Source organism: Pantoea sp. sgz302252 (assembly GCF_047713085.1).
Taxonomy (GTDB): Bacteria; Pseudomonadota; Gammaproteobacteria; order Enterobacterales; family Enterobacteriaceae; genus Scandinavium.
Map to the genome: position 1 here is coordinate 135,409 of NZ_JBLFJW010000003.1, position 24,101 is coordinate 159,509.

Genomic DNA, 24,101 nt, shown 5'->3' on the forward strand with positions numbered 1-24,101 from the left:
TAAGTTGTCATACCAATATTGGTCACTTCGATGACGACTACCATACATGTTTCTTTCACAGGGTCAATTTTCGGCCTGACATTGATTGATCCAGCTCACATTCCCCGGATAAATACGGCACACCAATTCAATTTGCTGTCATATAACTTTACACTGCTCGTTGTTAATTAATGGTTAAGCAGGTGTTTATATAATGAAGACGATTGCCACCTCGACGCTCCCTGACAACGTACAGTTGCCTCAGTATGACCGTCAGCAGCTCCGTTCGCGAATTGTGCATTTCGGGTTTGGGGCATTTCATCGTGCGCATCAGGCGTTACTGACCGACCGGGTGCTTAACGCGAAAGGTGGCGACTGGGGATTATGCGAAATCAGCCTGTTCAGCGGCGATGTGCTGATGAGCCAGCTTCGCGCTCAGGATCATCTTTATACCGTGCTGGAAAAAGGGGCGGACGGCAATCAGCCCATTGTGATTGGCGCGGTGCATGAGTGCCTCAATGCAAAACTCGACTCACTGGCGGCGATCATCGAAAAATTTTGTGAGCCGCAGGTGGCGATTGTTTCCCTGACGATCACCGAAAAAGGGTATTGCATCGATCCGGCAACGGGCCGTCTGGATGTGACACAACCGCGGATCGTCCACGATCTGGAAAATCCTGCAGAACCCCACTCTGCCCCTGGCATTCTGGTGGAAGCGTTGCATCGCCGCCGCGAACGCGGGTTGGCTCCGTTTACGGTTCTGTCTTGCGACAACATTCCTGACAACGGCCATGTGGTGAAAAATGCCGTGCTGGGCATGGCACAGAAGCGTTCGCCTGAACTCGCCGAGTGGATTGCTGAACACGTCAGTTTTCCGGGCACCATGGTCGACCGAATCGTTCCGGCCGCAACGGAAGAATCGCTGGCTGAAATCACGGCGACGCTGGGGGTTGAAGATCCCTGCGCTATCAGCAGTGAACCGTTCATTCAATGGGTCGTTGAAGATAACTTTGTCGCAGGCCGTCCTGAGTGGGAACTGGCTGGCGCACAGATGGTGAGTGACGTTCTTCCCTGGGAACAGATGAAACTGCGGATGCTGAACGGCAGCCATTCGTTCCTCGCCTGGCTTGGCTATCTGGCGGGCTACGACCACATCAGCGACTGCATGCAAGACGAGGATTTCCACGTTGCAGCCTTGCAGTTGATGATACAGGAACAAGCGCCAACCTTACGCATTACGGGCGTTGACTTACAGGCCTATGCCGACAGCCTCATCACACGCTTCACTAACCCAGCGTTGAAACACCGCACCTGGCAAATTGCGATGGACGGCAGTCAAAAACTGCCACAGCGCATGCTGGAAGGCATTCGTGTGCATCTGGAACGCGAAAGCCAGTGGCCGCTGCTTGCCCTGGGCGTAGCGGGCTGGATGCGTTACGTCAGCGGCACCGATGAAAACGGGCAAGCCATTGATGTTCGCGATCCGCTTGCGGATAAGATCAAAGCTATTGTCGCCACCAGCAGCGAAGACGACCGCGTCACCGCCCTGCTCACGCTGAGCGAAATTTTTGGCCAGGACCTGCCGCAGAACACCCGATTTGTGAACGAAATTCAGCAAGCCTGGCAGCGACTTGTTCAGCAAGGTGCTCGTCAGGCGGTGAAGAATACCCTCAAGATTTAACAGTTCCTGCTTTTTAGCGGACAGAATCCCCTTCTGTCCGCGCATTCCCTTCTCTTTTCCGTCGTTTTTCGCCAGGATAACGGGTTCTTGTTACAGTATTACACTGACACCGTCAGGCAACCTGGAGCTCACGTGACCATAACTAACCTGATTACCGGTTTTCTTGGCAGCGGTAAAACAACCTCGATCCTTCATTTACTGGCCACCAAACCTGCCGATGAAAAATGGGCGGTGCTGGTGAATGAGTTCGGCGAAGTCGGGATCGACGGCGCTTTGCTGGCCGACAGCGGCGCGCAGCTCAAAGAGATCCCTGGCGGCTGCATGTGCTGTGTCAACGGTTTACCCATGCAAGTTGGGCTCAATACGTTGCTGCGCCAGGCCAAGCCCGATCGTCTGTTGATTGAACCGACGGGGCTCGGTCATCCAAAGCAGATCCTCGATATTCTGACCGCACCAGTGTATGAACCGTGGATTGAATTGCGCGCCACGCTTTGCGTGCTCGACCCTCGCCAGTTGCTGGATGAGAAAGTGGTGAACAATGAAAACTTCCGCGATCAGCTCGCGGCGGCAGATATCATCGTGGCCAATAAAAGTGACCGGGCAACGCCTGAAAGCCAGTTAGCCTTCAATACCTGGTGGGACAAATTTGGCGGTGAGCGCCAGTTCGTTGAGGCGACTCAGGGTGCTATTGACGTTTCGTTGCTCGATTTGCCACGTCGTAATCTGGCTCAGCTCCCGGAAAGCGCTGAGCATTCGCACAGCCACGCATCCAATAAAGGGCTGGCAGCGTTATCCCTGCCTGAGCATCAACGCTGGCGTCGCAGTATCAATAGCGGTCAGGGTCATCAAGCCTGCGGCTGGATTTTTGATGCTGATACCGTCTTCGATACCATCGGCATACTGGAATGGGCCCGTCTGGCCTCCGTGTCAAGAGTGAAAGGCGTGCTTCGGATCCCAGAAGGTCTGGTGAGGATCAACCGTCAGGGCGCAGATCTGCGAATTGAAACCCAGGCCGTTGCGCCACCGGACAGCCGCATCGAACTGATTAACGATACAGAAACGGACTGGAACAGCCTGCAGTCCGCCTTGTTGAAGCTTCGTTTAAGTTAACGTCTGTATGGTCCGACGTTGTTTTTTGCCTTAAAGATTGTGCTATGAAAACTCGAATTCCCCTTATTTTACTGCTTAATGTCGCCGGTTTTGCGCTCTTTCTCAGCTGGTACCTGATGCCAAACCATGGCTTCTGGTTCCCTGTCGATTCCGCGATCTTTCATTTCTTCGACCAGGGCGTGGCGCAGAATCGCGCCTATGTCTGGTTGCTGGCCATCACCAATAACCGCGCTTTTGACGGGTGCTCGCTGCTGGCAATGGGCGGTTTGATGCTGAGCTTCTGGCTGAAAGAACAGTCAGCAGGGCGTCGAAGAATCATGATTATCGGCCTGGTGATGCTACTTTCCGCCGTCGTGGTGAATCAGTTAGCGCAACATTTAATGCCGGTAAAACGCGTCAGCCCTTCTCTCTTTTTCCCTGATGTTCATCGGGTCGGCGATTTGCTGCATATTTCTACGAAGGATGCGTCGAAGGACAGTTTCCCGGGCGATCACGGAATGATGCTGCTGATATTCGCGACCTTTATGTGGCGATATTTTAGCCAAAAGGCGGCGATTGTTGCCCTGATTATTTTTGTGGTTTTTGCTTTCCCGCGCGTGATGATCGGCGCTCACTGGTTTACCGATATTGCAGTCGGATCGCTAACCGCGGTGCTGATTGGGATGCCGTGGATACTGTTGACACCGATCAGCGATAAGACGATTGCCCTCTTTGATCGTCATCTCCCGACAGCCTCAAACAAAAATTAAACAAATTTCCAACAAAAAATAATCGCACTCATCAGGGATCGTTTTGGATCCCTGAGTTTTTTCTGAGTGAAATTTAATTTAGGCGATCATCTTCCTGCCATCGTTATCTGCTTAAAAATGAGGTGGTTGCTTATTTTACGACCCGTTTTGCCGCCATTTTTCCGCTTAGTTGAAACCTCGCAATCACTATCACAATTTCTTATAAAAAAAACCAAGAAAAGGCCTGGTCACTTTGAGACGGATCGGGTACTCTCAATCTCGTTTTGCCTTTCAGAGATAAATTATTCAGGAAGTGAATAAATTTGTGCGGTACTGCACAATTCCGGGAATCGGGAATTGTCTCATTGTCGGCAGGTATTTAGTCTCGTCACGTTTGGCATTTTTATAACGGTTTTTATCGTTAAGGACTTCAAGGGAAAATAAACAATATGGTCACATCTCAACCAATTTTGAGATACATCCTGCGGGCCATCCCCGCGGTAGCAGTCGCAGTTTTGCTTTCTGCATGTAGTACCACGAACACCGCAAAGAATATGCATTCTGAGACGCATGCTGTGGGGTCTGAAGATCCTTCATCACTGCAAGCCTCTCAGGATGAATTTGAATCCATGGTGCGTAATCTCGACGTTAAGTCGCGCCTGATGGAACAATATGCAAGCTGGAAAGGCGTTCGTTATCGCCTGGGTGGTGACACCAAACGCGGTATCGATTGTTCCGCTTTTGTACAGCGTACCTTCCGTGAACAGTTTGGTATGGACCTGCCTCGCTCCACTTATGAGCAGCAGGAAATGGGCAAATCAATCTCACGCAGCAAACTGCGTACCGGTGATTTAGTCCTGTTCCGTGCTGGTTCTACGGGCCGCCATGTCGGTATTTACATCGGTAATGACCAGTTTGTTCATGCTTCCACCAGCAGCGGTGTGACGATTTCCAGCATGAACGAGCCCTACTGGAACAAGCGCTACAACGAAGCGCGACGTGTCCTGAGCCGTTCCTGATGTCTCTCTTGCTGCCGGTTTTCCCTTGGCTGACAGCAAGAGTCAAAATGAAAGCACTGCTTGAGACTGATGACAAACCTCTAACGAATACCGTTTTGTCATGGGTGGCAGAACAAAAAATAAGGAAAATCAATTCATTGATTTTCGGCTGCTCACCACAAAGAAGGAAAAACCATGCTTTTTCCTTCTTTGTCAGCAATCTGAAAGCACTGCTTAGCAGTGCTTTTTTTCTTCTTTCGTCCGTACCTGCCAGGATGGCGAAATAGACTATGCTGGAAAGACGGTGCATCGCGTCCCAAAGCGTTGAATTACCGTTTCAAATACCACGGATAAAATACCTCTATGTTCACCCGCTACTTCTCGGTCGGTCGAAAAATCCTCTTCTCCAGCCTGTTGCTGGGAGTGGTTGCCGCCCTGCTTTCGGGAAGTATTCAGTTAACTCTCTTTCACCACAAACGCTCCAGTCAGTTCGACACTATCACCCATGACCTGCAATCCTATCTGAACGATTACTTTGGCGAATTGCTCACAACGGTGGATAAACTGCAGCCACTGACCCTGAGTCGCTGCACGGACGTCGCTTCTGAGATCACTTCGCGGGCCGCCTTTAGCCTTAACGTGCGGGCGTTTCTGTTAGTCGAAAATGACAATGCCACCTGTTCCTCTGCAACCGGTGAAATGCATGTCCCCATAAAGCAACTTGTACCGCAGATCGATACGCATAAAAAAATCGATATGGCGATCCTGCCGGGTACGCCAATGATGCCGCAAAAACCGGCCTTCGCCCTGTGGATCCGTAACCCTTTGATGGAAAATCGGGGGATCTTTGCTTCGATCAACGCCAGCCTGATGCCGTGGATCCTGTATTCCTCCAGGCAAAATGAGTTCACCGGCGTAGCACTGGTTGCCAATGGCACGGCGATATCGACGTTTAGCCCTCAGCCCATATCTGCGAGAGCACTCAAAGGCAAACCCGTGCGGGTCGCCAAACTCAACGGATTGCCACTCACCATCTACATTTACGGCGATGCGTGGGCGACGGAGAATATGCAATTCTCGCTGCTGATGGGGGCCATGTGCGGGCTGCTGACGGGCTTGCTCTGTTACTACGTGCTGACTGTACGTTTGCGCCCCGGTAAAGAGATTACGTCGGCCATCAAGCGCAATCAGTTTTATGTGGTGTACCAGCCCGTCGTAGAAGCAGAAACCATGCAAATCCGCGGCGTGGAAGTGCTGATGAGATGGAAACACCCAAGTGCAGGTGAAATTCCGCCGGATGCTTTTATCAACTTTGCGGAAGCTCAGCAGCTCATTGTCCCGCTAACGCGTCATCTGTTTGATCTCATCGCCAAAGACGCCCCTGTCTTACAACAACTCCTGCCGCCAGGGGCGAAACTTGGCATTAACATCGCGCCAGCGCATTTGTTGGCGGAGAGTTTCCAGCAGGATTTACGCGATCTCAGTGCGATGTTACCGCCCAACTATTTCCAGCTAGTGTTAGAGATTACCGAACGCGATATGTTGAATCAGCGCCAGGCGATGAAACTCTTTGAATGGCTGCATCACGAAGGGTATGAAATTGCGATTGACGATTTCGGCACCGGCCACAGTGCGCTTATCTATCTGGAACGCTATTCGTTCGACTATCTGAAAATCGACCGTGGCTTCGTCAATGCTATCGGTACAGAGACCGTGACCTCTCCGGTGCTTGATGCCGTGCTCACGCTTGCGAAGAAGATGAGTCTGGTGACCGTTGCTGAAGGAGTAGAAACCCAGGAGCAGGCAAACTGGCTGCGCCAGCACGGCGTTAATTTCCTGCAGGGATACTGGATTAGCCGCCCGCTGACGCTGGAAAAACTGGTGGAAGCCCATGCCAAACCTGAGAATTATTTCACAACGGCCTGAGCGTCACTTATGATTCAACAGGATGAGTCTACTTGCCTGTTAATGACCGCAGAAGGAAGAGATATCGGTGAGTGTTGTGCGCATGGGTCTGTTGCTGCTGACGCTGTTTTCCCTGACAGTGCACGCGCAAACCATTAAAGAGAGCTACGCGTTTGCTGTGATTGGCGAACCGAAGTATGCCTTTAACTTCACCCACTACGACTATGTGAACCCTGCCGCACCGAAAGGGGGCGCGGTGACGCTCTCCGCGTTAGGGGCTTACGACAACTTTAACCGCTTTGCCCTGCGCGGCAATGCCGCTGAACGCACCGATGCGCTGTATGACGCGCTGTTTACCACATCTGATGATGAGCCTGGCAGCTACTATCCGCTGATTGCCGATATGGCCCGCTATGCCGACGATTTTTCGTGGGCTGAAGTCACGCTCAATCCCCACGCTCGTTTTCACGATGGCAGCCCAATTACCGCTCAGGATGTGGCGTTCACCTTCCATAAATTCATGACCGAAGGCGTCCCGCAATTCCGCATTGTGTATAAAGGCACCACGGTAAAAGCTATCGCCCCTTTAACCGTACGCATCGAACTCGCCAAACCGAGCAAAGAGGACATGCTTAGCCTCTTCACGCTGCCCGTCATGCCAGAAAAATTCTGGCGTAATCATAAGCTCAGCGATCCGCTTTCAACACCGCCCTTAGCCAGCGGGCCTTACAAAATCACCGCCTGGCGCATGGGGCAGTACGTGGTTTATTCGCGAGTGAAAGATTACTGGGCCGCTAACCTGCCAGTGAACCGAGGTCGCTGGAACTTCGACACGATTCGCTATGATTACTATCTCGATGACAATGTTGCCTTCGAAGCCTTCAAGGCGGGAGCCTTCGATTTCCGCACCGAAACCAGCCCGAAAAATTGGGCGACCCGCTACATCGGCAAAAACTTCAGCAACCATTACATCGTCAAAGAGGAAGAAAAAAACGACTCCGCACAGGATGCGCGGTGGCTGGCATTTAATATTCAACGTCCGGTGTTTGCGGATCGCAAAGTCCGTGAAGCCATCGGCCTGGCGTTTGATTTTGAATGGATGAACAAAGCGCTGTTTTACGGCGCGTACAGCCGGGCAAACAGCTACTTCCTGAATACCGAGTATGCGGCGCGAGGCTACCCGGATGCCGATGAACTGGTGTTGCTGGCACCGATGAAAAAAGATCTGCCACCGGAAGTGTTTACGTCCATCTACCAGCCACCGAAATCGAACGGCAATGGTTTTGACCGCGAAAATCTGCTGAAAGCAGATAAGCTGTTGAACGATGCCGGATGGGTGCTGAAAGGCCAACAGCGAGTGAATGCCGCCACCGGCAAACCGCTACAGTTTGAACTGCTGCTGCCCTCAGCGGGCAACAATCAGTGGGTGATGCCCTTCCAGCATAACCTGGAAAGGTTGGGCGTGAAGATGGACATCCGCCAGGTGGACATTTCACAGGCCACCAATCGGATGCGTTCCCGCGACTACGACATGATGCCGCGTCTGTGGCGAGCAATGCCCTGGCCGAGCGGCAGCGATTTGCAAATCTACTGGTCTTCCGCCTACATCAATTCGTCTTACAACGGCCCTGGCGTCAGCAGCCCGGTGATTGATAACCTGATTCAGCAAATGATTCGCTGGGAAGGCAACAAGCAGAAACTGCTGCCGCTCGGCCGAGCCTTCGATCGCGTGCTGACCTGGAATTTCTATCAGATCCCGATGTGGTACATGGCCTCGGACCGCATGGCGTACTGGGATAAATTCTCGCATCCTGCCACGCGCCCTGTTTATGCTCTGGGTTTCGACACCTGGTGGTATGACGTTAACAAAGCGGCGAAACTGCCGGAAGCCCGGCGTTAAGGAACGAAGATGGGTGCCTATCTGATTCGCCGACTGCTGCTGGTTATTCCGACGCTGTGGGCCATTATCACCATTAACTTTTTCATCGTGCAGATTGCGCCTGGCGGCCCGGTCGATCAGGCGATTGCGGCGATCGAGTTTGGTCAACCGGGCGCGATGCCGGGTAGCGGTTCCTCTGGCATGGGCGCAACGCATGCCAGAACTGGCGTGGGCAATATCAGTGAGAGCCAGTATCGTGGCGGCCGCGGTCTTGATCCCGAAGTGATCGCCGAATTAACCCACCGCTACGGTTTTGATAAGCCCATGCACGAACGCTATTTCAAGATGCTCTGGGACTATGTGCGTTTTGACTTTGGCGACAGCCTGTTTCGCAGCGCATCGGTGTTACACCTGATTAAGCAAAGCTTACCGGTGTCGATAACACTTGGGCTATGGAGCACGCTGATAATCTACCTGGTGTCGATTCCACTGGGGATACGCAAAGCCGTGCAAAACGGCAGTCGCTTCGATACCTGGAGTAGCGCGTTTATCATCGTGGGATATGCCATTCCGGCATTTCTGTTCGCCATTGTGCTGATTGTCCTGTTTGCTGGCGGCACGTATTACGACATCTTCCCGCTACGCGGGCTGGTTTCCCCTAATTTTGACACTCTGCCGTGGTATCAGAAGATAACCGACTATCTCTGGCATATCACATTACCCGTACTCGCCACGGTGATTGGCGGGTTTGCCGCCCTGACCATGCTGACCAAAAACTCGTTTCTCGATGAAGTTCGCAAGCAGTATGTGGTGACCGCCAGGGCGAAAGGCGTTAGCGAGAAAAATATCCTCTGGCGGCATATCTTCCGTAACGCCATGCTGCTGGTGATAGCAGGGTTTCCAGCCACGTTCATCAGTATGTTTTTTACCGGTTCGCTGCTTATCGAAGTGATGTTCTCGCTAAACGGGCTTGGGCTTTTGGGCTATGAAGCCACCGTGTCCCGGGACTATCCGGTCATGTTCGGCACGCTTTACATCTTCACTCTGATAGGTCTGCTGCTGAATATTGTCAGCGACATCACCTACACGCTGGTCGATCCGCGCATCGATTTTGAGGGACGCTGATGCCACGTTTAAACGCCGTCAACCAGGCCCGCTGGGCGCGTTTTCGTCATAACCGACGCGGCTTTTGGTCGTTGATTCTGTTTCTTATTATTTTTGCCTGCAGCCTCTGCTCGGAGTTGATCGCCAACGATCGTCCACTTATCGTCGAATATCACGGCGAGATCTACTTTCCGGCGCTGAAAACCTACAGCGAAAAAGAATTTGGCGGCCAGTTTGCTACGGCGGCGGATTATCAGGACCCCTGGTTGCAAAAACAGCTTAGCGATCACGGCCGCGTCCTGTGGGCACCGATCCGTTTTGGCGCGACATCGATTAACTTCGCGACCGATCGCCCCTTCCCTTCTCCACCTTCCGCGCAAAACTGGCTGGGCACCGATGCAAACGGCGGCGACGTGCTGGCGCGCATTCTGTATGGCACCCGCATTTCACTGCTGTTTGGCCTGATGCTGACGCTGTGTTCCAGCGTGATGGGCGTGCTGGCGGGCGCGGTGCAAGGCTATTACGGCGGGAAAATCGATTTATGGGGCCAGCGCTTTATCGAAGTGTGGTCAGGGATGCCGACGCTGTTTTTAATCATTCTGCTTTCAAGCGTGGTGCAACCTAATTTCTGGTGGCTGCTGGCCATTACGGTCCTTTTTGGCTGGATGACGCTCGTGGGCGTGGTACGCGCGGAGTTTTTGCGTACCCGTAATTTTGACTATATCCGGGCGGCTCAGGCTTTGGGTGTCAGCGACCGGGCCATTATTTTCCGCCACATGCTGCCGAACGCGATGGTCGCCACGCTGACTTTTATGCCTTTTATTCTTTGCAGCTCCATCACCACCCTCACCTCGCTCGATTTTCTTGGCTTTGGTTTGCCCCTCGGTTCGCCGTCGCTCGGTGAACTGCTGCTGCTAGGAAAAAACAATTTACAGGCACCGTGGTTGGGCATCACCGCCTTCGTCTCCGTCGCCCTGTTGCTGTCACTGCTGATATTTATCGGTGAAGCCGTGCGCGACGCCTTTGACCCCGGTAAGGCGGTTTAACATGACACAACCTTTATTAGCCATCGACAACCTCTCGATTGCCTTCACCGCCAGAGGCGAGGCTCGCACCGTGGTGAGTGAACTGTCGTTGAACATCGAGGCCGGGGAAACGCTGGCCCTGGTCGGTGAATCAGGTTCTGGCAAAAGTGTCTCCGCGCTTTCCATATTGCGCCTGTTGCCTGAGCCACCAGTCAGTTACCCGACTGGCGATATTCGTTTCCACGGCGAAAGCCTGTTACATGCAGACGAGCGCATGCTCAGAAGCGTACGTGGTAATCGCATCGCGATGATTTTTCAGGAGCCGATGGTTTCCCTGAATCCGCTGCATACTCTTGAAAAACAGCTTTATGAAGTGTTGTCGATTCATCGCGGGATGCGTAAGGAAGCGGCTCGGGGTGAGATTCTAACCTGTCTGGATCGCGTGGGGATACGCAACGCCCGACAGCGGCTGAATGATTATCCGCATCAGCTTTCAGGCGGTGAACGTCAACGTGTGATGATTGCCATGGCGCTGCTGACGCGCCCGGAACTGCTGATTGCCGATGAACCAACCACTGCGCTGGATGTCTCCGTGCAGGCGCAAATTCTGCAATTGCTGCGCGAACTTCGCAAAGAACTGAACATGGGGCTGCTGTTCATCACCCATAACCTGAGCATTGTTCGCAAGCTGGCCGACAACGTTGCCGTCATGCAAAACGGGCGCTGCGTGGAACAGAGCTTCGCCCTGAAGCTGTTTTCTCATCCTCAGCACCCTTACACCATTAAACTGCTGAACAGCGAACCGGCGGGTGAACCCATTCCCCTTCAGACAGACAGTTCACCGTTGCTGGAAGTCGAAAATCTTCGTGTTGCCTTCCCAATCCGCAAGGGGCTGCTGCGACGTACAGTGGCTGAGAACACCGTGGTCAACAACCTCTCTTTCACCTTGCGAACGGGTGAAACACTGGGTTTAGTTGGCGAATCGGGTTCGGGGAAAAGCACGACAGGCCTCGCGCTGCTGCGGCTGATTGCTTCGTCCGGGAAAATTACGTTTGCCGGGCAGCCGATAGCAGGCCGCACGCGCAAGCAAATGCTGCCCCTGCGCCACCGCATTCAGGTGGTGTTTCAGGACCCGAATTCGTCGCTCAATCCGCGTCTGAATGTGCTGCAAATTATTGAAGAAGGGTTACGCGTGCACCAGCCAACACTTTCCAGTGAAGCGCGGGAAGCCGAGGTGGTTAGCGTGATGAAAGAAGTGGACCTGGATCCTGAGACACGCTGGCGTTACCCGGCAGAGTTTTCAGGCGGCCAGCGCCAGCGTATTGCCATCGCCCGCGCGCTGATCCTCAAACCGCAGCTTATCGTGCTCGACGAGCCGACCTCTTCGCTGGACAGAACCGTTCAGGCGCAAATTCTGGCGTTGCTGAAGTCTCTTCAGCAAAAGCATCAGTTGGCGTATATCTTTATCAGCCATGACCTGCACGTCGTGCGCTCACTGTGCCATCAGGTGATTGTGCTGCGTCAGGGGGAAGTCGTCGAGCAGGGTGAGTGTCAGCGCGTTTTTGACGAGCCTGCACACGAGTACACTCGCCAGCTGATTACCCTGAGCTGAAAATCAGAAAGGAGTGTTGCCTGAGAAAGGTTCTGCGATAGCCACGCCGAAATTTTTCAGCCGGCAGGTCGCGGCGAACTCATCCTGCATTTCAACAAACAGGCAGGGTTCACCTTCGCACTCCAGCACTGAACTGCGCACTTCGATATCGGTCAGCGCCTCGCTGAGTTTTTGCATCACTGGCCACGCTTTATCCCCTGCCGGGCTCAGCAATTTCAGCGCCACAAGGCTGTTATCATCGGGGTTGCCGTTTTGCGGAATCGGTTCAACTCTGGAGCCTGCAAAACCCTCGGACCAACGATAGCTCTGCGGCAGTCGATGTATGATAGAGAGCTGTAATGTATTCACGTCTTTTTCCCCGGAAGCAAAATACTTCACAAATATTTCACACCTATATTAACACATTGTTTACAAAACATCCTGCATCCTGAAAAGAAAACGTTCAGCGCCCTTTAAAGGGGAACTCACTCTTTTTGTCATCAGAATTCATGTCAGGATACATAACGGCGCTATATGTACCCGTTTTTGTGATCTAACACAATTTTTTTATCTACAACAATGTGACTTTTTGCACTAATTGATTTTACATAAAAGAAACATAGTCAAATAGTGTAAAAAGATTAGCGGTTGATGTGCATCAAGAAAGGGGCAATTTCGCCCCTCTGCTTTGCTTAGTGCGAGGTCTTGCGGGGACGGCTGGCGTAGAAGTAGAAGAGAACAGAGCTCGTGGCGCAGAAGGCAATAGAAATCAGCATCGGCCAGGCGGTGGTAAACGTCGCCATCGACAGCAACGCGGCCACCAGCGCACCAATCCCAAAACGGAAAGTGCCCGCCAGGGAAGACGCGGTACCCGCCATGTGTGGGAATTCATCGAGAATAACCGCCATCGCGTTCGAGGAAACCATCGACACACAGCCGACAAAAGCGGCCACACCCACCACCAGCGACCAGAAACCTGCGCCAAGCAGCGCGGTTATCACCATCCACATGGCCATCGCAAACTGGATCCACAGGCCTGCTCGGAACATGTTTATCGCCCCGACACGGCGCACAAAGCGGCTATTGATGATGGTCATGATGAACAGGAACACGATGTTCAGCGCAAAGTAGTAACCAAAGTGCTGCGGTGAAACGTGGTTCAATTCGATATAGACAAACGGCCCGGCACTGAGGAAAGAGAACATCCCGGCAAAGCTGAAGCCGCTGGCCAGCATGTAGCTCAACACCCGCTTGTGGCGGAACAGCGAGGCAAAGTTGCCCATGGTGGTGCGAATGTGAAACTTCTGTCGGCGTTCAGGCGGCAGCGTTTCGTTGATAAAGAAATAGATCATGGTCGACGCCAGCAGGGCCGCGATGGCGAGGATCCAGAAAATCGCATGCCAGCTAAACCACACCAGCACGGCCCCCCCGACGATTGGCGCCACCAGCGGCGCAATCGTCGTCACCAGCATGACGAAAGACATCATGCGGGAAAACTCTTCCTTCGGGTAGATATCGCGCATCAGGGCGTTAATTACCACGCTCGCCGCAGCCGCCGCAAGGCCGTGGAAAAAGCGCATGACGATCAGATGGTCAATGGTTTGCGATAACGCACAGGCAACCGCAGCCCCAGCAAACACCAGTGTGCCACCAAGAATAACCGGCTTACGCCCGATGCTGTCTGCCATCGGCCCGTACAGCAACTGCCCGAGGGCAAAGCCCAGAATGTAAGTACTGAGGGTCATCTGAGCGCTGCCCGCAGGCACGCCAAACTGTGCAGAGATCACCGGCAGCGCCGGGAGATACATATCAATGGAGAGTGGCATCAGCATGGCCAACAGGCCAAGGATGAAGACGATACCCAACGATGAGTGCTGCCTGGTGGTCACTGAGTTACTCCTGATTTAGCGCAGCGTCAGGCCGACGCTGGCAATTTCATCTTCCGTAAGCGCTCGGTATTCCCCCGGCTCCAGGCTGTCATCAAGTCTGATCTCACCGATGCGTTCACGGTGCAAGCCGACCACGTGGTTCCCCACGGCGGCAAACATACGCTTCACCTGATGATAGCGGCCTTCGCTGATGGTCAACCGAACTTCTGTCGGGGTGATCACTTCGAGCTGTGCAGGCCTGGTGAGATCTTTTTCATTATGCAGTTGAACGCCGTTGGCGAATTGTTCGGCTGTGTCATCGGCGACCGGAGATTCCAGCGTCACCAGATAGGTTTTCTCGCAATGGTGACGCGGCGAGGTGATGCGGTGCGACCACTGACCGTCATCGGTCATCAGCACCAGCCCGGTGGTGTCGATATCCAGGCGCCCTGCCGCATGCAGTTTGTGCGCTACAGGTTCATCGAGGAAGTACAGCACCGTCGGATGATCCGGGTCATCCGTGGAACACACATAACCCTGCGGTTTGTTCAGCATGAAGTAACGCGGGCCAGTTTGCTGTGCTAACGGGTTTCCGTCATATTCCACATCGTGTTCTGGCAGGATTTTGAACGCAGTGCTTTTGACAATCTCGCCGTCCACGGTAACGCGGCTGGCGCGGATCTCGCGCCCGGCAATGGCACGGCTGACGCCGAGTTGCTGAGCGATAAACTTATCGAGTCGCATGAAGTATTTTTAGCCTGTAAGAGTGCGGGTGTCGGGCCTGGCCCGATTTAAAGAAGCAATTTCAGCGTTCAAGTATAACGGCCCTGCTAAGCCACTCAAGCGAAAAGATTCGTGGCATACTGTTAGAATGCTAACAAAGAAGGAAAAATGACCCCGGAAAGATGACCTTTACTCTTCGCCCTTATCAGCAGGAAGCGGTGGACGCTACCCTCGCCCACTTTCGTCAGCATCAGCAGCCTGCGGTGATTGTTCTGCCCACGGGTGCAGGAAAAAGCCTGGTGATCGCCGAGCTGGCGCGTCTTGCGCGTGGCCGCGTGCTGGTGCTGGCTCACGTCAAAGAGCTTGTGGCGCAGAACCATGCGAAGTACCTCGCGCTGGGTCTGGAGGCCGATATTTACGCCGCAGGGCTGAAGCGTAAAGAGAGCCACGGGAAAGTGGTGTTTGGCAGCGTTCAGTCGGTGGCGCGTAACCTCGACCATTTCAAAGGTGAGTTTTCGCTGCTTATCGTCGATGAGTGCCACCGCATTAGCGATGACGACGACAGCCAGTATCAGCAAATCCTGGCGCATCTGCGGCAGGTGAATCCTCACTTACGTCTTTTGGGGTTAACCGCCACACCGTTTCGTTTGGGCAAAGGCTGGATTTATCGCTTCCATTATCACGGCATGGTACGCGGCGATGAAAAAGCGCTGTTCCGCGACTGCATCTATGAGCTGCCACTGCGCTACATGATTAAGCATGGCTTTCTGACGCCGCCGGAGCGCCTTGATATGCCGGTGGTGCAGTACGACTTCAGCCGTTTACAGGTGCAAAGTAATGGCCTGTTTAGCGAGTCAGACCTTAATCGCGAGCTGAAAAAACAGCAGCGAGTGACGCCACATATCATCAGCCAGATTGTCGAGTTTGCGCAGAACCGCAAAGGGGTGATGATTTTCGCTTCGACCGTCGAACACGCCAAAGAGATAACCGGCCTGCTGCCAGCGAGCGATGCCGCACTGATTACTGGCGAAACGCCCACACCGGAACGCGACCGCCTGATTGAAGAGTTTAAAGCGCAAAAATTTCGCTATCTGGTCAACGTGGCGGTACTCACGACCGGCTTCGATGCGCCGCACGTCGATTTGATTGCTATCCTGCGCCCCACGGAATCAGTGAGTCTTTACCAACAAATTGTTGGCCGCGGCCTGCGCCTTTCTCCGGGAAAAACCGACTGCCTGATTCTGGATTACGCTGGTAATCCGCACGACCTTTTCGCCCCTGAAGTCGGTGCGCCAAAAGGCAAAAGTGACAACGTGCCGGTACAAGTCTTTTGCCCTGCCTGCGGCTTTGCTAACACCTTCTGGGGGAAAACCACGTCGGACGGCACGCTAATCGAACACTTTGGTCGTCGCTGTCAGGGCTGGCTGGAAGATGACGAAGGCCATCGAGAGCAGTGCGATTTTCGTTTTCGGTTTAAAAACTGCCCGCAGTGCAATGCGGAAAACGACATCGCCGCCCGCCGTTGCCGGGAATGTGACACGGTCCTGGTCGACCCGGACGACATGCTGAAAGCCGCGCTGAAGCTGAAAGATGCCCTGGTGTTACGCTGCAGTGGGATGTCACTTCAGAATGGCGCGGACGAAAAAGGCCCATGGCTGAAAATCACTTATTACGATGAAGACGGGGCTGATGTTAGTGAACGCTTCCGCCTGCAGACGCCCGCGCAGAAAACCGCCTTCGAACAACTGTTTATACGCCCGCATTCTCGCACACCCGGCGTGCCGCTGCGCTGGATAACCCCTGCCGATATCATTGCGCAGGAAGTGTTATTGCGGCACCCCGATTTTGTCGTCGCCCGTAAGAAGGGTCAGTTCTGGCAAGTCCGTGAAAAAGTCTTTGATTATGAAGGCCGTTTTCGTCGGGCAAACGAAATGCGATAATTTTTCGTTTTTTTTGCATCCGTTTTCCTTCCCCAATCGTATTAACAGATGAGGGCACATCAGCCCCATCTACAATCTGAATGAGGGAAGTGAAAATGAAACAATTCCTGCCAACTCTGCTTTTTTCTGCTCTGGTCTTTAGCGGCGCCTCACAGGCGGCAATGATGGATAACAACACCGTCATGGTCGGCGGCGCGGCCATGTATCCTTCTAAAAATATTGTGCAGAATGCCGTCAATTCGAAAGATCACACCACCCTTGTGGCGGCGGTCAAAGCAGCCGGACTGGTGCCAACGCTTGAAGGGAGTGGGCCCTTTACCGTTTTTGCCCCCACCAATACCGCCTTCGAAAAACTTCCTCCAGGCACAGTGGACTCCCTGCTCAAACCTGAAAACAAACAAAAACTCACCAGCGTTCTGACCTATCACGTGGTGGCCGGCAAACTGGATATGAAAGCGCTGGAGAAAAAAATCAAAGCTGGTGGCGGCAAAGCGGAGCTGAAAACCGTCAATGGGGAATCCCTGTGGGTGATGGCGAACGGGCCACATAATATTCAGCTTAAAGATGTGCGCGGCAATATTGCCAATATCACCACCTACGACGTGAATCAGAGCAACGGGGTGATTGACGTGATCGATACTGTGCTGATGCCATAAACGGTTGCCTATACTGTGTGCAGTCACGCTTCGTGTGGCTGCACCTTTAACAGGGAATCGAATGACAACTAACGCACCACACATACATGCCGGATTAATGAGCCAGATTGCCTGCGGGGATAAAGACGCGCTGGCGCAACTCTATCGCACCCTCTCCCCCAGGCTGTTTGGCATCATTCTGCGGATGGTCAGACGCCGTGACTGGGCAGAAGAGATCCTGCACGATACCTTCATTCAAATCTGGCAATCGGCGATGTATTACGATGAACAGCGCAGCGAGCCGCAAATCTGGCTCAGCCACATCGCCAGAAACCGGGCCATTGATTATCTTCGCAAGCACGAAAATCGCTGCTGTTCCGTGGACGACATCAGCGAAGCAGAGGAAGGATTTCAGGCCCCATTACCCGCCGAAGACGTTCATCAGGAAGCCCGTCGCCTTCAGCACTGCATGGAGCACTTACCTGCCGAGCAGCGCCAAAGCATTGCCCTGGCCTATTATCGCGGCCTGTCGCAAACCGAAATTGCCCTTTCCATGAGCCAGCCTGAAGGCACCGTGAAAAGCTGGATCCGCCGCGCGTTGACGCATCTCAGGGAGTGTATTGGCCTATGAGTGTCGAGGACAAAGAAACGCTTATCGCGGCGGAATATGTGCTGGGGCTGACCGACAATCAGACACGGCAGCAGCTTGATAAACGCCTTAATGAAGATGAACACTTTGCCGCCGAGGTGCTGCACTGGCAAAAAGCCTTCAGTGGCATTGACGTGACCACTCGTGATGTCACGCCCTCGCCTGCGCTCTGGCAGCACATCGAGCACGACCTGATTCAGCGCCCTGTATCAGTGGTTTCACCGTCTCGCCAACGCCCTCTGTTCTGGCTTGGCTGGGCACTGGCTGCAGCAATGACAGGAATTGTTATCTTCACTCATGTCTATAACACGCCAGAACTGCAGCCTATCGCCGTACTGAACGGAACTCAGCCGAATGCACAGTTTGTGGTGAGTCTGGACAAAGCAGCCTCGATGATTCAGGTTTCCGCACTGAACGTCACGCTCCCACAGGATAAAAACTTGCAGCTGTGGCTTATTAAGGGCAGCGCAGCACCGCGTTCATTGGGGCTTATCGTTGATCACGATCGAAACAGCTTCAAGTTAGCTGGTGAGACGCTGGATAATCAGACCGTGCTGGCCATCAGTCTGGAACCTGTTGGCGGCTCGAAACTGGCTGGCCCTTCCGGCCCAGTGATTTTCCAGGGGAAAGTCAGTCAGCTTTAACAAGAGCAGGCCTCGCAGGAGGCCTTTTCCGCTTTGTGACGATACCGTGAAAGGCTTTGCACACTTTCATGGTAGGGTGAATCCCGTTCACTGGAAGGTTCATCATCATGTCCTGGTTCGATAACGCACTGAAATTCATAGGCAATACAGCGAACACTACGGTTACCTGCCCCGAATGTGGGGCCAAATCGACGCAGCCCTCCTCCAAAATTCGACTCCGACAAGCCATTCTGTGCCCGGGATGCAAAGCCCTGTTTGTTGTCCCGCGCTAAAGACAGCCGCGATTTCCGGCGGCGGCCCGGAATGACGCTGGATGAACAAAGACGTTCTTTTCATTGCCCCTCGCAGAATTGGGGGCTATAATGCCGCCCGCTTTTGCATGTGCAAAGCAGATCACTTACCTGTTGCTGGGTCGCCTGTAACAGGCTTAATTTAAAGAGAGACTTCAATGTTTACTTTTGACGTAGTAGTACGTAAAGAGCAGGGTAAGGGTGCGAGCCGCCGCCTGCGCGCAGCTAACAAAGTTCCCGCTATCGTTTACGGTGGCGCAGCTGCTCCGGTAGCTATCGAACTGGATCACGACAAAGTATTTAACGCTCAGTCTAAAGACGAGTTTTATGCTGACGTTCTGACCCTGGTTGTTGATGGTAAAGAAGAAAAAGTGAAGGTACAGGCTGTTCAGCGTCACGCTTACAAGCCAAAAGTCACTCACATCGACTTCGTTCGCGCTTAATTGCTGCTGACTGGTTGAGAAAAAACCCCGCTTCGGCGGGGTTTCAGATTGCTGACAAAGAAGGAAAAAACGTGGTTTTTCCTTCTTTGTGGTGAGCAGCCGAAAATCAATGAATTGATTTTCCTTATTTTTTGTTCGGTCGCTAATGACAAAACTGCACTCGTTAGAGGTTTGTCATCAGTCTCAAACCCCGCTTCGGCGGGGTTTTTTTATGGCTTAATTACTGCCAGTGCGACGTTTAAGCTGATCGCGCAGATTCGGTGGCGTGCCTTTAATGGTCAGCGTATCGGTCGCCGGGTCCCAAAAAATACGTTCGCCGAGCAGGAGTGCATCAAAATTGATGGTCAACCCACCGCCGCTGCCCGCGTATTTGGTTAACTGACGCAGCGCACTGCGATCGGCCGGGAAGCTCTCTTCAAGCTCATAGCCTTTTTCCGCAGTAAACTCCTGGAAGCTCACTTCGGCGACGCCCGACAGCTCTTTCGACAGCGACTCAACTTCAATCTCTTCGCCCGCCTGAAGCTGCTCGTTACAGTAGGTATACACCTGCTGACGCACGTTTTGACGCTCAGATTTATCGAGCTGCGCTTCTGCGGTGAAATCATCAACGGCCTGCATCAAAGCACGGTTCTGCTTTTTCGCGTTCAGCCCTTCGCCCGCGCCGAGGAAGTCCATAAAGAAATCTGAAACTTTGCGTCCAACGCGCCCGCGCAGGAACGTCAGATAACGAGTGGATTCCGGATTGGTTTCCCACTCGGTAAGATCGATACGCGCCACGATATCAGCGTGGTTGATATCTAAATAATGGGTGGAGCTGATATCCAGCTGTTCGTTGACGCGCATGCTGCTCAGGTTATTGAGTACCGCGACCAAAAGATACTCCACCGCCAGATAGCGATAATGACAAAACAGCACGATGCCGCCGTCAGCAAACGGATATTTTGCCAGCTCATCACGCAGGCGACCGGTTGCCGCACGGCTGAACGCCAGAAAATCTTCCTCACCCTGACGATGCAGGCGAAGCGACTCCGCCAGTTCGCTGTCTTCGTTGAACATGCCGTAAGCTTTGTTCTTTGCACTGTAAACCCGGTGCAGTTCGGCCATCATCTCTTCGACCGTTGCCGTTGGCTCCAGCAAGCTATCGCGCAGCACCACTTCAAGGTTATCTTCGTCACGCTTGATCATCTGGTGCAGGGCAATCTGGTTGATATCCAGACTCATGTTAAACTCTCCTTTTAGACCGGGCGGTATTCAACCACCGCAGGCGCAACTGTGTAAAGGCGAAAAAAAGCGGAAAAAAAGATGCTGCTACGGTAATATGTTGCCCTTTCCTGAACAACAGATTTTGATCTATGCCACAACTCTCCCGCTACAGTGATGAACACGTTGAGCAGTTGCTCGCAGAATTAGCCAACGTGCTGGAAAAACACAAGGCACCCACCGACCTGTCGCTGATGGTGTTGGGCAATATGGTGACTAACCTGATTAACACAAGCGTCGCGCCAGCACAGCGCCCGGCGATTGCCCGCTCTTTTGCTCAGGCGCTGCAATCTTCTGTTAGCGACGATCCGGCGCACTAAGGAAGACGACAAACAGTTTATGGTGACTCATCGTCAGCCCTACCGAGAAAAAGTCTCCCAGATGGTCAGTTGGGGGCATTGGTTTGCCCTGTTCAACATTCTGCTGGCCTCGGTGCTGGGTAGCCGTTATCTGTTTGTCGCCGACTGGCCGACGACGCTGTCGGGTCGCGTATACTCGTACATCAGCCTCGTTGGGCATTTCAGCTTTCTGGTGTTTGCCACCTATCTGCTGATCCTCTTCCCTCTCACGTTTGTGGTGATGTCCCAGCGGTTAATGCGTTTTTTATCCGCCATCCTCGCCACCACAGGCATGACGCTGTTACTGATAGACAGCGAAGTCTTTACCCGTTTTCACCTGCACCTCAATCCCATCGTCTGGGAACTGGTTATCAACCCTGACCAAAACGAGATGGCCCGTGACTGGCAGCTGATGTTTATCAGCGTCCCGGTCATTTTGCTGATTGAGATGCTGTTTGCCACCTGGAGCTGGCAGAAGCTGCGCAGCCTGACGCGCCGCCGTCATTATGCCCGCCCGCTGGCCTGGTTCCTGTTTACTGCCTTTGTTGCCACCCACGTGATGTACATCTGGGCAGATGCCAATTTCTATCGCCCCATCACCATGCAGCGCGCGAATCTGCCACTCTCCTATCCAATGACGGCGCGTAAGTTTCTGGAGAAACATGGCCTGCTGGATGCGCAGGACTATCAGCGCCGCCTGATTGAGCAAGGGGATCCTGAAGCCGTTTCCGTCCAGTATCCGCTGAGCGATTTGCGTTATCGCGATATGGGGCAGGGGCAAAACGTCCTGCTGATTACCGTCGATAGCCTCAACTATTCCCGCTTTGAGAAGCAGATGCCTGCATTGGGTAGTTTCGCCGAGCAGAACATCAACTTCACCCAACACATGAGCACCGGCGATGCCGCCGACAGCGGTATCTTTGGCCTGCTGTATGGCATTTCGCCGAGCTATATGGACGGTGTATTGTCAGCGCGTATTCCGGCAGCCCTCATTTCCGCGCTGAACCAGCAAGGCTATCAGCTCGGCCTGTTCTCATCGGATGGCTTCAGTAGCCCGATGTATCGCCAGGCTCTGCTGTCAGACTTCTCGTTGCCGCCGTCCAAAACACAGAGCGATGCGGACACCGCCAGCCAGTGGATCAACTGGCTGGGCAGCTACGCCCAGGAAGAAAATCGCTGGTTCTCATGGGTATCGTTCAACGGCACCACAATGGACGACACCCAGAAGCAAGGCTTTAACCGTCGTTATAGCCGTGCCGCTGCGGATGTAGACGAACAAATCAATCGCGTACTGACAGCGCTGAAAGACTCCGGCAAGCTTGAAAAAACGGTTGTGATTGTCACCGCCGCCCATGGCGTTGCGCTGGATAAACAAGGGGCGAACTTTGAGTGGTCCCGTAACCAACTGCAGGTACCGTTGATTATCCACTGGCCGGGCACACCGGCTCAGCAAATCAACACGCTGACGGATCATAAAGATGTGATGACCACGTTGATGCAGCGCCTGCTTCACGTCAGCACGCCAGCAAACGAATACTCACAGGGTCAGGATCTGTTCAGCGCAGCGCGCCGCCACGACTGGGTGACAGCCGCCAATAACAGCGCGCTGGCGATCACCACGCCGAAGGTAACCGTGGTGTTAAATCATAACGGCAGCTACCGCTCCTGGGATCGCGAAGGCGAGCAGATTGAAGATCAGAAGCCGCAGCTGAGTTTGCTGCTTCAGGTACTGACGGAAGAGAAGCGCTTTATCGCTAACTGATTATTTATGAATCAGTTAGCCAGGTCGGTCTTGCATTCAGCGCCGAAAACAGTACTATTATTCACCTGCATCGGCACGTAGCGCAGCCTGGTAGCGCATCGTCATGGGGTGGCGAGGGTCGAGAGTTCGAATCTCTCCGTGCCGACCAAATTTTCAGAAAAACCAACCCATTAGGTTGGTTTTTTTGTATCTTAGTAATAGGGTATCGATGAAAATTTTCGTTATAAACCTGAAAGATTCAACGCACAGACGCCTCAAAATGGAAGGCCAGCTTACTGCACTGAATCTTGAGTATGAGTTCATTGAAGCCGTTGATGGCCGCATATTGTCGGATGAAGAGATAGCAAAACTCGCCAGAAAAACCAATTATGCATTTCTTCCTGGTGAAATTGGTTGTGCGCTTAGTCATCAAAAAATATATAAGAAAATGATTGATGAACATATTGAGCAAGCATTAATCCTTGAAGACGACGTTATACTTGAGAAACGTCTTGAGCAGATTCTTGCTAAAATTCAGCTACCAAAACACCAGCCTAATGTTGTGCTGTTGAGCCGAGTCAATAAATACTATAAAAAAGAAACATGCAAAATTTTTGATGCGTTCACATTAAACAAGACTCAACACGCGACCACAGCTCATAGTTATATAATCAATAACAAAGGTGCTCAGTCGCTGCTGGAAGCGCTATTTCCAGTATGGATGGTTGCAGACAAATGGAGCTTTTTCGAAGATTTGTCTCTGCTCAATGTCCACTCAGTGGTTCCCCACCCTGTTAGCCTTTCTTCCGAGTCCAACGTTTCAACGATAAATAGCATCAAAGGAAATGATGATATCAATCGTAAAAAGAAAGAGATCTGGAACTATATTATGCAACAGCGCTCTTTTAAGGCCAAAATAAAACATAAATATCGAAGAGCTATTGTCCCTTTATTCAATACGATCGTTAACCAGGGTAAAGGGTGATCGCAGGGTTAGTAAACGATCCCGGGCCTCAACTCTAGCATGAGACCCTATAACATCGTATTCTAAGCCTGCTCATCACAAATATAAGAGGTCTTATGCGTATTGGTATCGCCTTCCCTATTCTGTGTTTTATCGTTGCCGTCGCCTTTCTGGCCTGGTTTGTGATTGGCGGTTACGCAACGCCCGGTTCCTGAACCTTCGTAAGACGAAGGCAGCCCCCTGTTGCGGGGGCTCTCTCCTTCCCGCTCTTCGGCATTGATGGCTTGCCCGGATGGCAAGAAAACGAAGAAATTCGTCACGGCCTATCTGGGCGACCATGCGCTGATCCGCTACACCAGCAAACTGCCGATTGTGGTCTATGCCCCGGAAAATATAGAAGTGAAATACCGTATCTGGAAAGCGGAAGAGAATGTGCAAAGCGCCGAACAGCGCTTAGGCAGCAGAAAAAAAAACCGGCAACCGGTAACACCGTTAGTTTAAGACCGAGATATCCGGGGCGACCACCGGGTTTGGCGTCCCTCCTGGAACCAAATCCCGGAGTTTCCCCTAATTCATTGGCTTAAGTGAACGGCATTACGGCAACCG

General features: G+C 52.8%; 24 protein-coding genes, 1 tRNA gene and 1 pseudogene. 22 read left to right on the forward strand and 4 right to left on the reverse strand.

The window, feature by feature from the left end; translation table 11 throughout:
- Positions 1–193: 193 nt before the first annotated feature.
- From ACLW56_RS03785 to yejF, 10 genes are all read left to right on the forward strand, one after another.
- Positions 194–1,660 (forward strand): fructuronate reductase, encoded by a 1,467-nt coding sequence (locus tag ACLW56_RS03785; RefSeq protein ID WP_330982489.1) that lies wholly within the window; start codon positions 194–196, stop codon positions 1,658–1,660.
- A 132-nt stretch (positions 1,661–1,792) separates the two neighbouring features.
- Entirely contained in the window at positions 1,793–2,770 is a 978-nt protein-coding gene (locus tag ACLW56_RS03790; protein ID WP_330982490.1) for a GTP-binding protein, read from the forward strand.
- Positions 2,771–2,814: 44 nt separating this feature from the next.
- On the forward strand, positions 2,815–3,519 hold the full coding sequence (locus tag ACLW56_RS03795; RefSeq protein WP_330982491.1) for a phosphatase PAP2 family protein: 705 nt from the start codon (positions 2,815–2,817) through the stop codon (positions 3,517–3,519).
- Positions 3,520–3,947: 428 nt separating this feature from the next.
- On the forward strand, positions 3,948–4,517 hold the full coding sequence (gene mepS / locus ACLW56_RS03800) for a bifunctional murein DD-endopeptidase/murein LD-carboxypeptidase (protein ID WP_330982492.1): 570 nt from the start codon (positions 3,948–3,950) through the stop codon (positions 4,515–4,517).
- The gene (locus ACLW56_RS03805; RefSeq protein ID WP_330982556.1) at positions 4,517–4,783 is read left to right on the forward strand and encodes a hypothetical protein; all 267 of its coding nucleotides are present in this window, start codon (positions 4,517–4,519) and stop codon (positions 4,781–4,783) included. The genes mepS and ACLW56_RS03805 overlap by 1 nt, the downstream gene beginning before the upstream one ends.
- Positions 4,784–4,859: 76 nt before the next feature.
- Complete coding sequence (locus tag ACLW56_RS03810; RefSeq protein ID WP_330982493.1) at positions 4,860–6,422, forward strand: cyclic di-GMP phosphodiesterase; 1,563 nt, start codon at positions 4,860–4,862, stop codon at positions 6,420–6,422.
- 82 nt (positions 6,423–6,504) lie between these two features.
- Positions 6,505–8,301 carry an extracellular solute-binding protein gene (locus ACLW56_RS03815; RefSeq protein WP_330982554.1) on the forward strand — a complete coding sequence of 599 codons (1,797 nt, stop codon included), beginning with the start codon at positions 6,505–6,507 and terminating at the stop codon, positions 8,299–8,301.
- Positions 8,302–8,310: 9 nt separating this feature from the next.
- On the forward strand, positions 8,311–9,405 hold the full coding sequence (locus tag ACLW56_RS03820; protein WP_330982494.1) for a microcin C ABC transporter permease YejB: 1,095 nt from the start codon (positions 8,311–8,313) through the stop codon (positions 9,403–9,405).
- The gene (locus ACLW56_RS03825) at positions 9,405–10,430 is read left to right on the forward strand and encodes an ABC transporter permease (RefSeq protein WP_330982495.1); all 1,026 of its coding nucleotides are present in this window, start codon (positions 9,405–9,407) and stop codon (positions 10,428–10,430) included. The genes ACLW56_RS03820 and ACLW56_RS03825 overlap by 1 nt, the downstream gene beginning before the upstream one ends.
- A gap of 1 nt (position 10,431) precedes the next feature.
- Positions 10,432–12,021: a microcin C ABC transporter ATP-binding protein YejF gene (gene yejF, locus ACLW56_RS03830; RefSeq protein ID WP_330982496.1), complete on the forward strand. Its 1,590-nt coding sequence runs from the start codon at positions 10,432–10,434 to the stop codon at positions 12,019–12,021.
- A gap of 3 nt (positions 12,022–12,024) precedes the next feature.
- Here the strand turns inward: yejF and ACLW56_RS03835 are convergent, their stop codons facing one another.
- From ACLW56_RS03835 to rsuA, 3 genes are all read right to left on the reverse strand, one after another.
- A complete protein-coding gene (locus tag ACLW56_RS03835) occupies positions 12,025–12,369 on the reverse strand; it encodes a YejG family protein (protein ID WP_330982497.1) in 345 nt (114 codons plus the stop codon).
- 323 nt (positions 12,370–12,692) lie between these two features.
- Positions 12,693–13,889 (reverse strand): Bcr/CflA family multidrug efflux MFS transporter, encoded by a 1,197-nt coding sequence (locus ACLW56_RS03840; RefSeq protein ID WP_330982498.1) that lies wholly within the window; start codon positions 13,887–13,889, stop codon positions 12,693–12,695.
- 15 nt (positions 13,890–13,904) lie between these two features.
- Positions 13,905–14,612, reverse strand: a complete 708-nt coding sequence (gene rsuA / locus ACLW56_RS03845; RefSeq protein WP_330982499.1) for a 16S rRNA pseudouridine(516) synthase RsuA — start codon at positions 14,610–14,612, stop codon at positions 13,905–13,907.
- Between the two features lie 161 nt (positions 14,613–14,773).
- Between rsuA and ACLW56_RS03850 the strand changes: the two genes are divergently transcribed.
- The 6 genes from ACLW56_RS03850 to rplY all read left to right on the forward strand — a co-directional run bounded on the left by ACLW56_RS03850 (position 14,774) and on the right by rplY (position 19,192).
- Complete coding sequence (locus ACLW56_RS03850; protein ID WP_330982500.1) at positions 14,774–16,531, forward strand: DEAD/DEAH box helicase; 1,758 nt, start codon at positions 14,774–14,776, stop codon at positions 16,529–16,531.
- Between the two features lie 95 nt (positions 16,532–16,626).
- Positions 16,627–17,187, forward strand: a complete 561-nt coding sequence (locus ACLW56_RS03855) for a fasciclin domain-containing protein (protein WP_330982501.1) — start codon at positions 16,627–16,629, stop codon at positions 17,185–17,187.
- Positions 17,188–17,248: 61 nt separating this feature from the next.
- Positions 17,249–17,797 (forward strand): sigma-70 family RNA polymerase sigma factor, encoded by a 549-nt coding sequence (locus ACLW56_RS03860; RefSeq protein WP_330982502.1) that lies wholly within the window; start codon positions 17,249–17,251, stop codon positions 17,795–17,797.
- Positions 17,794–18,459 carry an anti-sigma factor domain-containing protein gene (locus tag ACLW56_RS03865; protein ID WP_330982503.1) on the forward strand — a complete coding sequence of 222 codons (666 nt, stop codon included), beginning with the start codon at positions 17,794–17,796 and terminating at the stop codon, positions 18,457–18,459. The genes ACLW56_RS03860 and ACLW56_RS03865 overlap by 4 nt, the downstream gene beginning before the upstream one ends.
- A 107-nt stretch (positions 18,460–18,566) precedes the next feature.
- Positions 18,567–18,731, forward strand: a complete 165-nt coding sequence (locus ACLW56_RS03870) for a YnfU family zinc-binding protein (protein ID WP_330982504.1) — start codon at positions 18,567–18,569, stop codon at positions 18,729–18,731.
- 176 nt (positions 18,732–18,907) lie between these two features.
- Positions 18,908–19,192 (forward strand): 50S ribosomal protein L25, encoded by a 285-nt coding sequence (rplY, locus tag ACLW56_RS03875; RefSeq protein ID WP_330982505.1) that lies wholly within the window; start codon positions 18,908–18,910, stop codon positions 19,190–19,192.
- Positions 19,193–19,408: 216 nt separating this feature from the next.
- On the opposite strand, the gene yejK is transcribed toward rplY, so the two are convergent.
- Positions 19,409–20,413 carry a nucleoid-associated protein YejK gene (gene yejK, locus ACLW56_RS03880; protein ID WP_330982506.1) on the reverse strand — a complete coding sequence of 335 codons (1,005 nt, stop codon included), beginning with the start codon at positions 20,411–20,413 and terminating at the stop codon, positions 19,409–19,411.
- A gap of 131 nt (positions 20,414–20,544) precedes the next feature.
- Between yejK and ACLW56_RS03885 the strand changes: the two genes are divergently transcribed.
- From ACLW56_RS03885 to ACLW56_RS03910, 6 genes and pseudogenes are all read left to right on the forward strand, one after another.
- On the forward strand, positions 20,545–20,772 hold the full coding sequence (locus ACLW56_RS03885; protein ID WP_330982507.1) for a YejL family protein: 228 nt from the start codon (positions 20,545–20,547) through the stop codon (positions 20,770–20,772).
- Positions 20,773–20,791: 19 nt separating this feature from the next.
- Positions 20,792–22,552 carry an LPS biosynthesis-modulating metalloenzyme YejM gene (yejM, locus tag ACLW56_RS03890; protein ID WP_330982508.1) on the forward strand — a complete coding sequence of 587 codons (1,761 nt, stop codon included), beginning with the start codon at positions 20,792–20,794 and terminating at the stop codon, positions 22,550–22,552.
- A gap of 71 nt (positions 22,553–22,623) precedes the next feature.
- Positions 22,624–22,700, forward strand: a tRNA-Pro gene (locus tag ACLW56_RS03895).
- Between the two features lie 60 nt (positions 22,701–22,760).
- Positions 22,761–23,516 carry a glycosyltransferase family 25 protein gene (locus ACLW56_RS03900; RefSeq protein ID WP_330982509.1) on the forward strand — a complete coding sequence of 252 codons (756 nt, stop codon included), beginning with the start codon at positions 22,761–22,763 and terminating at the stop codon, positions 23,514–23,516.
- A gap of 95 nt (positions 23,517–23,611) precedes the next feature.
- Positions 23,612–23,710, forward strand: a complete 99-nt coding sequence (locus ACLW56_RS03905) for a YoaK family small membrane protein (protein ID WP_312627073.1) — start codon at positions 23,612–23,614, stop codon at positions 23,708–23,710.
- Positions 23,711–23,765: 55 nt separating this feature from the next.
- Positions 23,766–23,996, forward strand: a pseudogene (locus tag ACLW56_RS03910) (ecotin family protein); the annotation flags it as partial.
- Positions 23,997–24,101: the final 105 nt, after the last annotated feature.